The 14,781-nt window shown below is 40.8% G+C and carries 16 protein-coding genes; 3 read left to right on the top strand and 13 right to left on the bottom strand.

Annotation, left to right across the window (positions count from 1 at the left end; all coding sequences use genetic code 11):
* From KKD20_05975 to KKD20_05920, 12 genes are all read right to left on the bottom strand, one after another.
* Positions 1–380 (bottom strand): lamin tail domain-containing protein (locus KKD20_05975; protein ID MBU4332633.1); only part of this gene is annotated, 380 nt, incomplete at its 3' end.
* A 102-nt stretch (positions 381–482) separates the two neighbouring features.
* The gene (locus tag KKD20_05970) at positions 483–1,706 is read right to left on the bottom strand and encodes a hypothetical protein (protein MBU4332632.1); all 1,224 of its coding nucleotides are present in this window, start codon (positions 1,704–1,706) and stop codon (positions 483–485) included.
* Between the two features lie 626 nt (positions 1,707–2,332).
* The gene (locus KKD20_05965; GenBank protein ID MBU4332631.1) at positions 2,333–2,566 is read right to left on the bottom strand and encodes a hypothetical protein; all 234 of its coding nucleotides are present in this window, start codon (positions 2,564–2,566) and stop codon (positions 2,333–2,335) included.
* A 411-nt stretch (positions 2,567–2,977) separates the two neighbouring features.
* Positions 2,978–5,188 (bottom strand): lamin tail domain-containing protein, encoded by a 2,211-nt coding sequence (locus tag KKD20_05960; GenBank protein ID MBU4332630.1) that lies wholly within the window; start codon positions 5,186–5,188, stop codon positions 2,978–2,980.
* A gap of 17 nt (positions 5,189–5,205) precedes the next feature.
* Complete coding sequence (locus KKD20_05955; protein ID MBU4332629.1) at positions 5,206–5,748, bottom strand: signal peptidase I; 543 nt, start codon at positions 5,746–5,748, stop codon at positions 5,206–5,208.
* 63 nt (positions 5,749–5,811) lie between these two features.
* Entirely contained in the window at positions 5,812–6,429 is a 618-nt protein-coding gene (locus KKD20_05950) for a M73 family metallopeptidase (protein MBU4332628.1), read from the bottom strand.
* A gap of 55 nt (positions 6,430–6,484) precedes the next feature.
* Positions 6,485–7,654, bottom strand: a complete 1,170-nt coding sequence (locus KKD20_05945; GenBank protein ID MBU4332627.1) for a M73 family metallopeptidase — start codon at positions 7,652–7,654, stop codon at positions 6,485–6,487.
* A gap of 649 nt (positions 7,655–8,303) precedes the next feature.
* Entirely contained in the window at positions 8,304–9,803 is a 1,500-nt protein-coding gene (locus KKD20_05940; GenBank protein MBU4332626.1) for an RtcB family protein, read from the bottom strand.
* Entirely contained in the window at positions 9,800–10,180 is a 381-nt protein-coding gene (locus tag KKD20_05935; protein ID MBU4332625.1) for a PIN domain-containing protein, read from the bottom strand. Before KKD20_05935 ends, KKD20_05940 begins: the two co-directional genes overlap by 4 nt.
* A 14-nt stretch (positions 10,181–10,194) precedes the next feature.
* Complete coding sequence (locus KKD20_05930) at positions 10,195–10,440, bottom strand: hypothetical protein (protein MBU4332624.1); 246 nt, start codon at positions 10,438–10,440, stop codon at positions 10,195–10,197.
* Between the two features lie 55 nt (positions 10,441–10,495).
* Positions 10,496–10,912: an archease gene (locus KKD20_05925; GenBank protein ID MBU4332623.1), complete on the bottom strand. Its 417-nt coding sequence runs from the start codon at positions 10,910–10,912 to the stop codon at positions 10,496–10,498.
* An 89-nt stretch (positions 10,913–11,001) separates the two neighbouring features.
* A complete protein-coding gene (locus tag KKD20_05920) occupies positions 11,002–11,391 on the bottom strand; it encodes an FxsA family protein (protein MBU4332622.1) in 390 nt (129 codons plus the stop codon).
* A 94-nt stretch (positions 11,392–11,485) separates the two neighbouring features.
* Here KKD20_05920 and ychF point away from each other — a divergent pair, with 94 nt between their 5' ends.
* The 3 genes from ychF (at position 11,486) to KKD20_05905 (ending at position 13,407) form a co-directional block, all read left to right on the top strand.
* Positions 11,486–12,556, top strand: a complete 1,071-nt coding sequence (gene ychF / locus KKD20_05915) for a redox-regulated ATPase YchF (protein MBU4332621.1) — start codon at positions 11,486–11,488, stop codon at positions 12,554–12,556.
* A gap of 102 nt (positions 12,557–12,658) precedes the next feature.
* Entirely contained in the window at positions 12,659–13,126 is a 468-nt protein-coding gene (locus KKD20_05910) for a hypothetical protein (protein ID MBU4332620.1), read from the top strand.
* Entirely contained in the window at positions 13,072–13,407 is a 336-nt protein-coding gene (locus KKD20_05905) for a hypothetical protein (protein MBU4332619.1), read from the top strand. Before KKD20_05910 ends, KKD20_05905 begins: the two co-directional genes overlap by 55 nt.
* 75 nt (positions 13,408–13,482) lie before the next feature.
* Here KKD20_05905 and KKD20_05900 read toward each other — a convergent pair whose 3' ends face one another.
* Entirely contained in the window at positions 13,483–14,772 is a 1,290-nt protein-coding gene (locus KKD20_05900; protein ID MBU4332618.1) for a hypothetical protein, read from the bottom strand.
* Between the last annotated feature and the right edge of the window lie 9 nt (positions 14,773–14,781).

Raw genomic sequence — 14,781 nt, 5'->3', positions numbered from 1 at the left:
GTAACCGGGTTCCGGCCCAAAACCAAATATCCGCCAGCAGGCACAACTGAAGTGTCAACATTGATTACCGGGTCAATCACATGGCTGTCGCCATTATTATCGCTAATAACGCAATCTTGCAAATCAACCGCGCTTCCGGTCGGGTTATAAACCTCAAACCACTCGCCATTACCATTTAAGACAGCGTTAGGGTTTTGCATGATTTCGTTAATTACAATATCACCCGGATTGGGACAGATAGGAGCCACTTGGGCCAAGGTTGTTGGCGTACCAATAAGAGCGGTCAGAAAACCAATATCAAGGACAAGAGCCAGAATACTTACAACTAGTAAAATTTTTCTAAGTTTCCCGCCATGCAAGCAGACAAGTGTTTTTTGCATAAGGATAAAATTAATTTTTAGAGAAGTCTGGGGCCGAAAATTATTCAGACCCAAGCTCCTCTAGGAGGCCGAATAAACCGACCTCCCAAAAGGATTCTAATCTTATTGAGGTATACAACCTCTAAAGACAGCTTTACTAGCGCTTAAATCCATAACGCCCGTATATGTAGCACTAATTGAAGGGAACTTGGTAATCAAAACAGAGAAATCCATTTCTTCAATTTCAGACAAGTCAAGAATGTCTTCTAATTTAGTATTGACTTCTGGCCAATACCATTTCCAATCAAGTTGTTCATTACCTATTCTGGCATCATACTTAACATTCCAAGTAGTGCCTACTTTGCCTAAGCCCATATCATCTTGGTTTATAGATATATACAGTCGGACATTACCAGTATTTCTGATTGATGGCACATTATTACCCCAAGTTAAGTCACCAGAAATAATCTTGTGGCTATTAAGCGCTACTTCACCATAATCAATAGCAGTAAAATCAATGTCATAACCTTGAGCTTCTAAATAGGTAAACTCATTATAATCTATATCAGATTTATCTTGCGATAGGTAGCTGAAATTACCAGCTTTGTCTTGAGCAAAAACTTCAACTCTATAATTACCAGCCGGGTCTTCCCAAGTTAAATCTTTGTCATCGCAATAAACCTTAGCCGTCTCTTTCATTAACTCACCCGTGGCGCCACAGATTTCATCATAGTTATAAAGTGTGGTATCTGGGTCCATTGGGAAGAATTTTGGAAGATTACTATTGTCATTTCGAATTGTACCACAGAATAAATTATAGCCATCCATTTTTGGTAATGGCAATAATTCATTTTCTTCAATAAATTCTCCGCAGCCATGCACGCCTTTATCTTGAGAGCTGCCATTTATTACATCCGCAACCATTGGTTTTCCATTATAACTTGTATTGGCCGGATAAGCATAATGGAACGCAATACCTTGTGGATAATAAATATCCACATAAACGCCATCAATATCTGCCACACCATTTGGATCGGTGACAATAGCGCACACAGCGTAATCCATATTAGCACCCCAAACATTTGGTGGAGTAAATTGAGCGCCAGCAGCAGTAAAATCATCAAGGCGATAAGGATCAAGAATGGTACCAGTACCATGCCAGTTTCCCTGACGAAGCATTTCCCATTTAGCTTTGATGATTGGGCCAGTTCCGCCACTAACACCCCTAGTCAATTCAGTACAAACTTCACCATCACAAGGGGGTTCAGTAGCAGATACAGTAGTAGCAGATAATGTCAAACTCATTGACATTACCAAGACTAACGATAAAACAATTAATTTCTTCATAGATTTTTTCCTTTTCAAGCCATATAATATTATACGTTTTTGTACCCCTTCTTTATAAGAATATTCTCGACCTTTACCCCCACACCTTGAGTTTATCGAAAGGTGAAGGATTTTTTTCCCAAAGAAGGACAAAATCGCAACATGGCTCGATAATTACTAATGATTAATCACTAATATTTTTTTCTTCCCATTTCTAGATAACAGGAAGAATCGACCTTTGAAAGTTATAAAACGCCCCTACAAGAAATAACCTTTAAACCCGGCCCCCCAGTTGTTAGACCAAGGAGACACAGGAAGGAAAAGTTACTTCTTTATAGAGGCGTTTATGTTTTGTAAATAAAACGTGTATGCCTATTATATTATTTTAAAGTGTTATCTCAACCGACCCTTTCTTTTCTGTCATCTCGACCGAAGCCCCATTTCTCTGTCATTCCGACCGACCGAGGACGAACCGCAGTGAGGACGAGGGAGTGGAGGAATCCCGTGGATGTACCGTGGACATGGGAACACAACAGCGTCCACAGGATATCGTCGGGATTCCTCCACTTCGCTCCCTGCGGGTCGCTTCGGTCGGAATGACAGAGAAATGGGGCTTCGCTCGGGATGACAGGAGGGACAGCCGACCTTTATCCCGGCGCTGAATAGGAATAACCCTCTGCTTCTTCATCGCCATAACCATTTATACTCGGGTCAAAAATTTTACACTGGATGGATATCTCTTTATTAGCCAAAGTTAATGTATTCAAAGACTTGCATTTAGGACATTTTTTTTCTTGCTTAAGCATGCCATCTATTTTCACTATATTAGCCAAATGGCAGGAACATTTAGCGCATCTCCAAATGTAAAAATTATCTGACATGGCTCTAAATGGCTAATTAGTTAAACAAAAAACCCTGCCAATAATTAAAGGCAAGGATTTAAAAAAGCCTTTTTTCGCACACGGAAAGTATGGATAACACAAGCTTGCTTTTGCATAGGGCAAAATTCAGTTCCTCCTGAATCCTCCTGAACTAATTAGACAACCATAAAAAAGGTTTTTGTTTTCGCAGACCCCGAGTTTATCAAGGGATCAATCTCTCAAATGTTTTTATATTTTATCAAACCAACGAATATATTGTCAATATAGATAGGGGTAAAAGTTGTGGATAACTTGGGAACACGATACACGAGACACGATACACGTAACACGACTTAACATCGCTCCTTGGGGTCGCGATGTCAATCCATCAAACCCGGAACTGGAATGACACCCCGAGGGTTACGAGGGGTGTCAAACAATGTCATCATCATTTTCATTGATAATATCTTTTGACGCATCAACTGGCTCTGGTTCTTCGGAGCCTTCTAATTCCTCTGGCTTTTCTGGTTCTTTAGCTTGCTCAAGTTCGCCTGACTCATCAGGCTCATCTAATTCATCAGTTTTAATCTCATCTTGAGCATCAATTTCATCACCCTCTTCTATTTGATTATCACTATCTTCTGCATCATCTCCCTTAATCACATCTTCGGTACTCAAAGCATTAGCCTCGGTAATATCAGTCTGGTTATTTTCAATAAGCTCTAATTCCGGCTCATCATTAGCTTCAACTTCTTTATTATCACTTTCTTCAACCGCGCCGCCAAGGTCATCATCTTCTTCCTCGTCAAATTCAGCTTCATCCTCATCCTCTTCAGCCATCTCTGGTTCTTCTACCTCACTTTCTCCATTATTCGCGATATTCGCATCCTTAGTTTCTTTATTTCTTTGTTTCTCTATTTCTTCACCATCTTCTTCAGATTCTTCGCTTGTCTCCGGAATTAATTCATCGCTATCTGTTGCCTCCTGATTTATAAAATCATCAGGCAGTAATCCCATTTTTTCCAATAACTCCAGTTCTTCATCAGTTAATGAATCATAAAGAATAGGCGGACAAAAATCCTCGTCACTTTCGTCCCAAGCCGTGAGCATAAAATTCTTAGTATAATCAGTCGCCACGATTTTTATTCGGGCCTTAGCCGAAGGCACCCAATAGCAAGAGCCGCTGCCATCATCAAGGCAAAGCGAGACGCGCCAATCATAAGTCCCGTCATTTTCCGTGCTGGTTGCTATATTTCCCCAAGTATTGCCGCTGTCAGCTGAATAATAAATATCAATGCTTAAATCATTGTCATCGCCGTTATTATTTGTTGCTTGCCAATCTATAGTAGAGGTGGCCCCCACATACCAAACCTCGCCGCCATTGGGAATAATAACCGTGACACTGGGTAGGCTAAATTCTGTCCAATCAGAAGCTTGGTCAGTATCATAGCCATTGGGTTCTCTGCTTAAAAGATTACCTTCAGCTACTTTAGCAGCGCCGGGATCCCAAAGATTTGAATTATAATTGGGCCAGCCATTGATAGGAGTACCCCAATTCATTTGGTCAACAATATTGCCGGCATCATCTAATAAAATCAGCATATCATTATCATTGCCAAGCCCATTGCCAATTTTTCCATCAGCTAATACTATTTTTACTGCCTGGTCCGGGATATCCCAATAATCAAAAGTTGAGCTTGCCCCAGTAATAATGGCATAGCCTAAAGCGGGTATGGAACTAGTAGACGTGGGAATCAGGTCTTCTGAATGATTATCTAAAATTTTCCAACCGGAAATATCAACTGAAGAATCAGTGGGATTATAAAGCTCAACCCATTCATTGGCTGGGTCATCACCATGGGCATCATCCACATCATAATAAACTTTATTAATTACAATGTATTCCCAATTGCCGCTGGTGACTGTATTGCTAATTATTTCCGCATCAGAAAAACCGGCTTTTGGATCGTAACTCGGCTGGTCCTTTTGCCAAGCGCGAAATTCAAAATCAAAATTACAGGTTTTGTCTTGCAGACTAGAAGTACTGCTGACCAAAGAAACAATAAAATCTAAACTTTGAGTAGTTGAACTCGCTACTGTCAGACTAGAAGTAGCCAGAGAAAACCCAGACAAGCTCCCGTTGTAAATTGGCTCTAATTCTAAAAAGACCTCAAGATAAAGTTCTTTGCACAAATCTAAGTCTCCAGAAATAGTGCTGGTGGAAGCTTCATACTGAAAAGCTAAATTCCCATTATTTACCAGCTCAATCGTACTGCTCGCTGATTGACTGGGAGTAACATCAGGAGAGAAGCCGTTGAATTGATTCAAAGAAAAATCCAAAGTGCCGGCCGAATAAGTGCTTTCTAAAAAAGTTTCAGTATCATTAAAATAAGCCAGAGTTTCGCCAATAGCCGCAAGCCCAGACCAGTTAAGGCTAATAATCAAAAACAAAACAGTCAGTTTGCCAATTGACTTTTTAATGATTTGGCCGCTCTTGTCTTTCTTCGCGATTTTTCTTTTTACCGGCTTTACCTTACAAACATCACAAGAAACATTTTTGTTAACTCTTTTCCTGGTCCTTGTTCTGGCACTTGTCTTGCCCTTTGCTTGGCCAGGCTTTTTTGCCGTTGTCTTCTTAATCATAAGTTGTGTTAGAATGTCTAGAGGCTAAAATGTTTGATTTTTCTTTTTCTTGTTTTCTTATTCCTCACTCTTTTTATCTCTTTCCAAATTTTTACCCCCTCATCATAAATAATAATTAGCGCCGGGATAACAATTATCAAAATAAAACCCCAGGGTTTTTTGGCAGTATCAATCGCATAACCAACATAAGGAACATTAAATAAAACCTTACCAATAATTTCTCTTGAGGCAATTTCTCTTTTGTCCGGACCATTGTTAGCATCACCTTTTGTAATGTAAGTTGTTTTGCCTTGCTCAACCTTGATATCAAAAATTCTATGGGTGGTTGGCGCCTCGGTTCTGCTTGCCTTGCCAAATGTAATCACATCACCAACGTGATATTCAGTCGCGGGCTTAATAACCACAATCCCTCCCTGCCTAACCGCCGGCTCCATTGAACCCGACTGGACCACTAGAACTTTAAAATTTCCGGTGATGGGAAAAATGGTAGAGACCAAAAGTAAAGCAATAATTGCTAAACAAGAAAGAAAAATGTAATAAATAATTTTGAAAATTCTCATATCTTTTAAAATCTTAATCCTCCCCCCAACATATTTTGTTAGGAGGAAAAAAAGACCTTAAGCTTATTGACTGGCATCTTGATTCAGCCTGAAAGTAAATGTGCTTTCTAAAACATCGCCTTGAAATTCATTGCCAATATCTTCTCTAAACTTGAGCTGCATCGTAAAAGTTTTCATATTGCCGCTATTGGCAGACGGAGACGGAGTCAAATCATTTAGCCCTTGAGATTCCAGATCATCTAAATCTTTCCAGCCATTAGCATTATTATCATTCAAACCAATTAAGACATTGTTGCCGCTATAATACATCTCTATAATCTCCATCCATTTATCCAAATTATCAATAGTGGGATGCTCTATATCACTTTCTTCATTATTGGGATCAGTCGTAATATTCTCAACACTTATCTCCACATGATCGGCTTCAATACTGCCAATATTTCTTAGATAAACACTATTCCTGGCGCTTATATCTCCGGGTATCATATCGTCCATTACCCAAGTAGCAGTAACTCCGTCTCCCCAAGGGTCATCCTGATCGCTTATTTGTAAATCCAAAGTACCGTTGGCAAAGGTGTTGCCTCTGTTGGTTTCACTATCAGAAAAATAAGCAACTGTCGCACTAACAACAATCATCAAGATAATACTAATAATTACAAGACTAACGAGTATCTTTTTCATATAATTATATCCATGACACCAGGTATCCTCTTGGACACCTGGTGTCTTTTATTTCTTAGATACCCGTATCATCATAGGTGATGAATTGCATCTCAAATAGATATTCAGCTGGATTCCAAGCAGTTAACATATTCCCAGCTTGATCATACTCGCCGCAAGGCACTAACCAAATCTTAGCTCCTGCTGGATAATTGTCATCATCAGCACTTGGGAGATCCATACCAAGATCCGGTGTGCCTGACATTGTAATATTACCAGCGCCATCAGATAGTTCACTGCCAATTAAAGCACCGCCAGTCCCTCCAGGCCCATTCCCTGGATATGGATCTGCATAATAAATCAAGCAATAGTTAGTGTCTGTATTCTGTACTGTTCCAGTTAAGGAGTAATCAAACTCTTCGCCTGAAGTTTTATAGGTCAAAGTAGCGCTGATATCGTCACTAACTGGGTCCCAATTTTCATCTTTATTATCTAAAGTAAGCATTGCTTGCTCACCTTTTGGACCATAACCGCCAAGTTGTTCAGCATAAATTTCAATATCAAAAGTCAAGATATCCCCTTGGGCCCAGTTGCCAACTTCTTCTTCTGGGGCATCTGGCCAAGACCGCAAATGATAACTCTGCACGACTTTCAATTCTTTAGCTGAGTTTAATTGGCCTAATTTAATCCAAGCGCTACTAACATTATCAAGCCGCACATACTGCTCCTCTGTAATAATTGGTATCCAATCTCCGATATCAGTAGGTTTGCTATCTCCATCTGTCAAACATTTGTCTGTTGCAGGATCCTCACACACATACAAATCATAGATAATATAAGCAGCCAAATTATTCCTTTCCTCGTAATCACCTTCACATGTCCCAGTTTGAGTTACTGGCTCCCAAATCCAAGTTCCTCCACCTTCAGTACATTCTGGCTCGGTAATAACTCCGTCCACCTGGCTGGTAACATTAATATGCTTCCAAACATCAGCCGGATTGCTCTCTACCAAATTTCTAATGGTAAACTCTATATATCTAGTCTGAGAAGGCTTGATATCATCTAATACAAATGGTTCTGAATGTTCATCCCAGGGATTCTGATCGTCAACCACAATGTCAACAACGCCAGCAGTAAAAGTATTCCCGCTGCTTGTCTCAATATCACTGAAAAAAGCAGTAGTCGCGCCAATGACAATAGCGGCAACTGCTCCAATAATTGATAAACTAATTAGAATTTTTTTCATAATTTATCTCCATAACCTGCTTTTAAAAGCAGGTTTAACTTAATTATTCAATCATCCCGGTAAACCGGGACATTCGACCTTTATTAACCCCATACCTTTTCAAGGCACAGGGTAAATATTTAAATAGTTAGTTGTATTCATTGATGCGAAACTACGAAAATGCGAAAAATTCTATCACGTTTTCGCATTTTCGTAGTTTCGCATATTTCGCATAATTTCGCATTTATAAAAAAAGTCCTCGCCCTAATAAATAAGGCCAAGATTCTTGTAATACAAAAAATCTTTTTCGAAAAACCAAAAAATAATCTGGACATGGGTCAAATCACCTTTCATAAAATAAAAGGAGACGCTCCTTATGGAAGCTCCTCCTAAAATCAATTAATTTGGTTTTTGATGTCTATTATCTTATTATACCGCACTGTTGAAGAAATGACAAGAATAAAATTGTGCATAACTTGGGAGCGCGATACACGATACACGTAACACGACTCTGATAACATCGCTCCTCGCGGTCGCGATGTCAAATCCAAAACCGGACTGACTTAACATCGCTCCTTAGGGTCGCGATGTCAATCCATCAAAACCGGAACTGGAATGACACCCCGAGGGTTACGAGGGGTGTCAAGTAAAAATTAAAAATTTATTTCCCCTACCCGCCCTTCACCACCCCCACCGGCTTCAACCGCGCCACTTTCTGGGCCAAACCAGCTTCAGCTACCACCTGCACCACATTATCAATATCTTTATACGCTAAAGGCGCTTCTTCAGCCAAGCCGCGAGCAGAACCGCAACGGATAATAATGCCTTTAGCTTCTAAATCCTTTTTTAACTTACCAGCATCAATCTGTTTTTTAGCCGCGGCTCGGGACATTCGCCGACCCGCGCCATGGCAAACACTGCCAAAAGTTTCCTGCATAGCTTTGCCGCTACCCGCTAAAACATACGAAGCCGTACCCATGGAGCCCGGGATTAACACGGGCTGACCCACCTCCCGATACTTTTCCGGCACCTCTTTGCTACCGGGCCCAAACGCCCGAGTCGCTCCCTTCCGATGAACAATCAATTCCTTAACTTTTATATTCACGTCAGATTCGTGATTCGTGCGATTTGTGTACAGATTCGTGCTGATTCGTCTATTCATATCATGTCTCTCTATCTTAGCAATATTATGCGCCACATCATAAACACTCTCAAGTTCGCCTTGACCAATAACCTGTTTCCACGCCTGCCTAATTAAATACGCCATCATCAACCGATTAGCCCAAGCAAAATTAGCGCTAGCGGCCATGGCTTTAAAATATTGCTGACCCTCTGGAGAGCTGAAAGGTGCGCAAGCCAGCTCCTGATCAGGCAGTCTGATGTTATACTTAGCCATTGCGCTTTGCATTAGCCGCACATAATCAGTACAAACTTGGTGGCCAAGGCCGCGCGAACCCGAGTGAATCATAATTGTAACTTGGTCTTTGAATAATCCAAAAACCTTGGCCGCTTCTTGATTAAATATCTGCTCTACCCTTTGGATTTCTAAAAAATGATTACCACTGCCCAAAGTGCCGCACTGGTCATAACCTCGCCTCTTGGCTCGGTCAGACACCGCGCTTGCATCAGCGCCAGGCATTGAGCCCCTTTCTTCGCAATTTTCTAAGTCCTCTTCTTTGGCATAGCCGAGCTCTACTGCTCGCCTCGCTCCCAAAGTCAAAATTTTATCCATTGATTCTTTTTCCAGCTTAATCCGACCGCCTCGGCCCACGCCAGAAGGCACATCGCGCTGAATTTGATTAACTAGGTCAACAAGTTTATGCTTAATCTCATCAAAGCTTTTTTCACTTCGCAAAAGTCGGACCCCGCAATTGATGTCATAACCCACGCCACCAGGTGAAATCACACCGGTCTCCGCATCAATGCCAGCCACCCCGCCAATCGGGAAACCATAACCTTCGTGGATATCCGGCATTGCCAATGCATATTTTTCTACGCCCGGTAAAGTCGCGACATTAACTAGTTGCTCCAAGGACCGGTCTTTAAAAAGCTGGTCCAACATTTTCTCGCTCGCATAAAACCGCGCCGGCACTTTCATGCCGGATTTAAAATCTCTGGGTATTTCCCAGAGATAATCACTTATTCTTTTTAAATCATTTTTGCTAATCATAAAACTTTTGCCAGTTCTTTTTTAAGTATTTTATCAAAAGTAATAACCTTTATTCTCTTGGAAAGCAGAAGTAATGAATAATCAACAAAAGATAAATTTCTATTAGATTTTGACAAATAAAACTTGATAACCCTATCTAAAAACTCCTCGGAAGAGGGAAAAATTTCAATTTCTTTGGTACTAATCACTCTTTTGATGAAATTATCAGCTGTATCTTTGTCAACTTTTTGAGAAATTATAGTTGCTACTTCTAAAAGTACGTGTTCGGTCACGATAATATTCTCTTCTAAATCCTTCATTAACTCTTGGGCCCGCGCGTGATCCGAATCATCAATATTTAAAAGAGCTATCCAAATATTAGAATCTAGAATTATCATATTTTTACCTAATTTTATTTATGTTTATATACTACCTCGTCAATTTTCTTACTTAAATCTTTATCTCCACTATTAAACTGGAGTTTCTCTAAATCTTTTAGGGTGTATTTTTTAGACTCTTCCTTTTGGTAAGGGATAACCCTAAAAAGTGGTTGCGAGCGCCTAACAACAATAAAACTTTCTCCTTTGGCTGTTCTTTGGGAGATTTTTTTTAAGTTGGTATAAAGCTGTTTTACTCCGATAATTTGCGCCTCGGGCATAAAAATAAAGTTAAACTTTAAGCTGCTTTAAGTCTAACAAAATTTTAATCTAGTGTCAAATGTCAAAGATAACTACCGCCTCCCACCCGCCACCTCCGCGCCTCACCTCCTCCCCGCCATAAGTCACGGCCTTAATCTCCAAATCAAAACCGCGCGCTTTTACACCATAAAGTTTGGCTTGTAAATATTTTTCACTCAATTGAGTAATTTCAATCTTAGAATAAACCTCCCTGTTGATCTCAACCAAATATAAAAGCTCGCTTAAAAAATCAATCAACAAACTTTCTCGGTTAATTGAGGAAATTTTAACTTCATGCTCTGTTCTGGCCGCGCCTTGAGCATTAGACTTAATACTTTGCATCATTCCCAAGGCCATGTTAGTAAAAACTTCTTTTAAATCCTTGCCCCAAGCCCTTATTTTCAAATCCGCCGGATGCTCCAGAACCTCAAATTTTTTAGTATCATTATTCATAGAAACAATAAATTACAATGAGTTACTATTGTATTACCATTGAGTTACTACAGTATTACGCGAAGGCGAGCGTCAGCGAGCCAAGCTTATTATCCAATCACCTTAAACCTCGCCCGCTGTATCTTGCGCTCAAACCGCTTTTTAATCAGCTCCCGTACCAATGTCCGGCTCCAGGGAATCACCAGCAAAAACCCAATCACATCAGTAAGCAGTCCCGGGGTAATTAAAAGCACGCCGCCAACCAGCACCAGCGCCCCTTCAATAATTTTATCAGTCGGCATTTTTAATGCCTGCAAATCTTCTTGCAGACTCTTCCAGACTCGCGCGCCCTGCCACTGGGCTAAAATCGCGCCCAAGGCGCCGGTTGCTACCACAATCAAAACCGCAGGCAAAGTGCCAATCCTCTGGCCCACTTCTATCAAAAGCGCTAACTCCACCAAGGGAGTGAAAATAAAAATTGGAATCAAGGCGGTTAACATGACTTTATTATAACATAATCACTCCCAGAAAAAAAACATTGTATTTATACCAATATTTTGCTAAAGTAAAACCAGCTTTAAAATTTCTACATCTATGTCTTTCTCCATCGGCATCGTCGGCCTGCCTAATGTGGGTAAATCCACATTATTCAAGGCCCTGACAAAAAAACAAGTTGACGCTTCTAATTACCCATTTTGCACTATTGATCCTAATGTGGGCGTGGTTAAGGTTCCTGATGAACGGCTTGAGCAATTGGCAAAAATTTCCCAATCGGAAAAAATTGTCCCCACCACGATTGAGTTTGTTGATATTGCCGGCTTAGTTAAGGGCGCCCATAAGGGCGAGGGGCTTGGCAACCAATTTTTATCCAATATCCGCGAGGTTGACGCAATCTGCCAGGTTGTCCGCAACTTTCATAATCTTGATGTTACCCATATTGAGGGCGAAGTTAATCCCAAAAATGATATTGAAATCATTAATCTTGAACTGATTATGGCCGACCTGTCCACAATAACCAAACGGGCTGCTGATACAGAAGGCAAAGCCCGAAGCGGCGATAAGGAACTGCAGCAATTGCTGGAAATCTATAAAAAAATAAAAACCGCTCTTGATGACGGCAAGCTAGCCTCAACCGTAGAATTATCAAACGAACAGCAAAAGCTAATCAAAGATCTCGGACTTCTGACATTAAAACCCATGCTCTATGTAATAAACATTGATGAGGAGGACATTAAACAAAAACCAGATTCCCAATTTAATGGTCAACAACTGGCAATCTCTCTTTCCGCTAAAATCGAATCGGAAATTGCCGAGCTTGAAGAATCCGAAGCCAAAGAATACATGCAAGAAGCAGGCATCCAAGAATCCGGGCTTGACCGCCTGATTATTGCTTCATATAAGTTGCTCAATCTAATTACTTTTTTTGCTTCCGGACCCAAAGAAACCCATGCCTGGACTATTTCCCAAGGCGCCAAAGCGCCGGAAGCTGCCGGTAAAATCCATACCGACTTTGAAGAAGGTTTTATCAAAGCGGAAATTATCAACTGGCAGGACTTTGTTAGGGCTGGCGGCGAACACCTGGCCAAGGAGAAAGGCCTAATGCATCTGGAAGGCAAAAACTACGAAATGCAAGACGGGGATGTATGTTTGTTTCATTTTAAATAAAATATTGACAAAAATTTTAAGTTTAGTTAGACTGGGTTTTAAAACCCTAAACTCTCTAACTATAATTGGCACTTTGACAATCAAATGTGGAGGTAAATGCGCATGACTAAGACTAACGATGTATTGATCATTCCTTTAGATGAAAAAGAATTTGAGGCTTTTAAAAAACGCGCCCAAGCCCTTGGAGCCGAAATCGATATGGAGGAGAAAATAGCTTTGAGCGACAAAAGCGGTGGCATACCATGTATTCTACTTTCAACCGCCGTAATGGCTTTGGAGCCCGTCAAACGAGAAATTATTATTGCCCACGAGCGCGCCCATGTTATTGCGGGCATTGGCGACCAAGAAGAAGCCGACCGCTGGGCACTGGATGCATTATGTGGAGAAGCGCGAAAGATTCTGATTGATATGTGGGAAACCAGGCACGGCCATCCCTACAAAAAAAGGAGTAATAAAAATAATACGATTCCCAAAGTATCCCAACTGCCGCGACATACGGCCGAGAGGAGGATTAAATGGCAAATAAAGCCCAAAAATTATGGCGAAGAATATATAATCTTCTCAAATTAGAAAACTATGAGATTGATTTTGATACAAACCCGTCCAGACAAGGAATAATTGAACCATCAGACAAGATAATCTATATAAATCCTAAGTGGGATATACTTCTAACCCTAATTCATGAATGTCTGCACCTTCTTCATCCGGAATGGTCGGAAGGCATGGTAGAAAAAAAAGAGAAACTAGTATGCGAATCTCTATCCAAGGATCAATGGCGGCATTTATTCATCTTAATGGCTAATTCGTTTAGAATATCAATATACAATAGACCAACTGTCACAAAACAATAAGGGCTCCAGTTAAAAAGTAATGGAGTCCTTTTTTATTTTTTAGACAAACCGTAGGGACCAGGCACTGCCTTGTCTCTACGATTTTTTTACCCGAAATTTAAATATCTCTCTCGCTACCCACTGGTCTGGCCGCGAATAGATAATAGAACCCCGGTCTGTTGTTTTGGCTAAATCAGGCTGCTCTTTTTGCAAGACCGATTCAAAGCCAAGCTTTTCAACCTGCGGTAAAATATCAATGGACAATCTTCCGGCCTGCGGATGTTTAGGCGAAGGCCGAGAATGATTAGAAATAAACACCGGCCAAACCATCACTACCACGCCATCCTTTCGCAAAACCTTTTTAAATTCTCGGAAAGCGCCGACATACAACTCGGACAGCTCGCTGGTTACCCTTACTAATTGCTTGGCATTTTCCTTGCCTGTTAGGGGCGGACCAAGGTGGGGCTCGGTAACAATACCATCAACCGATCCGTGAGGAACCACCTGCGAAAGCTTGGAAGCATCACTGCGATATAACTGGTAGTGCCGGCTCAAATCAAGTAAGTTATACTTAGCCTTAATCCAGCTTAAATTATTTAAAGCCCCTCCTAACATGTTCTGGTTAATGTCGCCGCCAATCACCTGCTCGTAACCCATGAGCAAAGCTTCTTGCAAAATTGTTCCTCCGCCGCAAAAAGGATCTAAAATAACTTTATCAAAATTTAGCCCTGTTATATTAATCATCATCTTGGCCAACTTTGGCGGCAGCATCCCCACTCTCAAATCCCGGGAAGGCCTGGCATAATCACGAAAAGAATAATCTTTAAAATCCTGAACAGCTAAAGTTTGTCCAATAAAAACTTGCTCACGATCAAAAATAAAAACCAATTCTATGCCCCGAGGGGAAACTAATTTGTTCTTTTGGACCACCACAGAAGACAAGCTCTTATCTTTGGAAGTAACAAAACGAGAGCTGATACCCTTGTCTTTTAAACCTTTTTTTACTGCCAATCCTAATTTTTTAAAAACACCTTCGCTTCTATAAGAGGCTGAACAAAATTTGGGGTCTGTCCCACCCTCTGGGGAAAAACCAAAATAGATCTTCTTCTCCAAGCTAACGTGGTTTAAAATCAACTGGGTGATAACCTGGGGTTCTATCTCCTGCAGACGATTTAACTGTTTTACAATTTTTCCCACCTTGACTGTCCCGCCCAAACGTTTAATTATAGCCTCGTGGTCAAATTCTTTTTGCGAATCCACGATTAATACCGACTCGCCTGGCCGTCGCCATGATGCTCCCGGCTTAGACGTTTTTTTTATAAACATTTCCCGAAGCTCAACTATTGACAAATCCGGGGTTTTCCCTAAAATAAAAAAGTGTTGCATAGTTTGATA

The sequence above is a fragment of the Patescibacteria group bacterium genome, assembly GCA_018896645.1.
Lineage (GTDB): Bacteria > Patescibacteriota > Patescibacteriia > UBA2591 > JABMQE01 > JAHIMF01.
The sequence above is the reverse complement of the archived record's forward strand: the minus strand, read 5'-3'. Positions and strand labels throughout refer to the sequence as shown.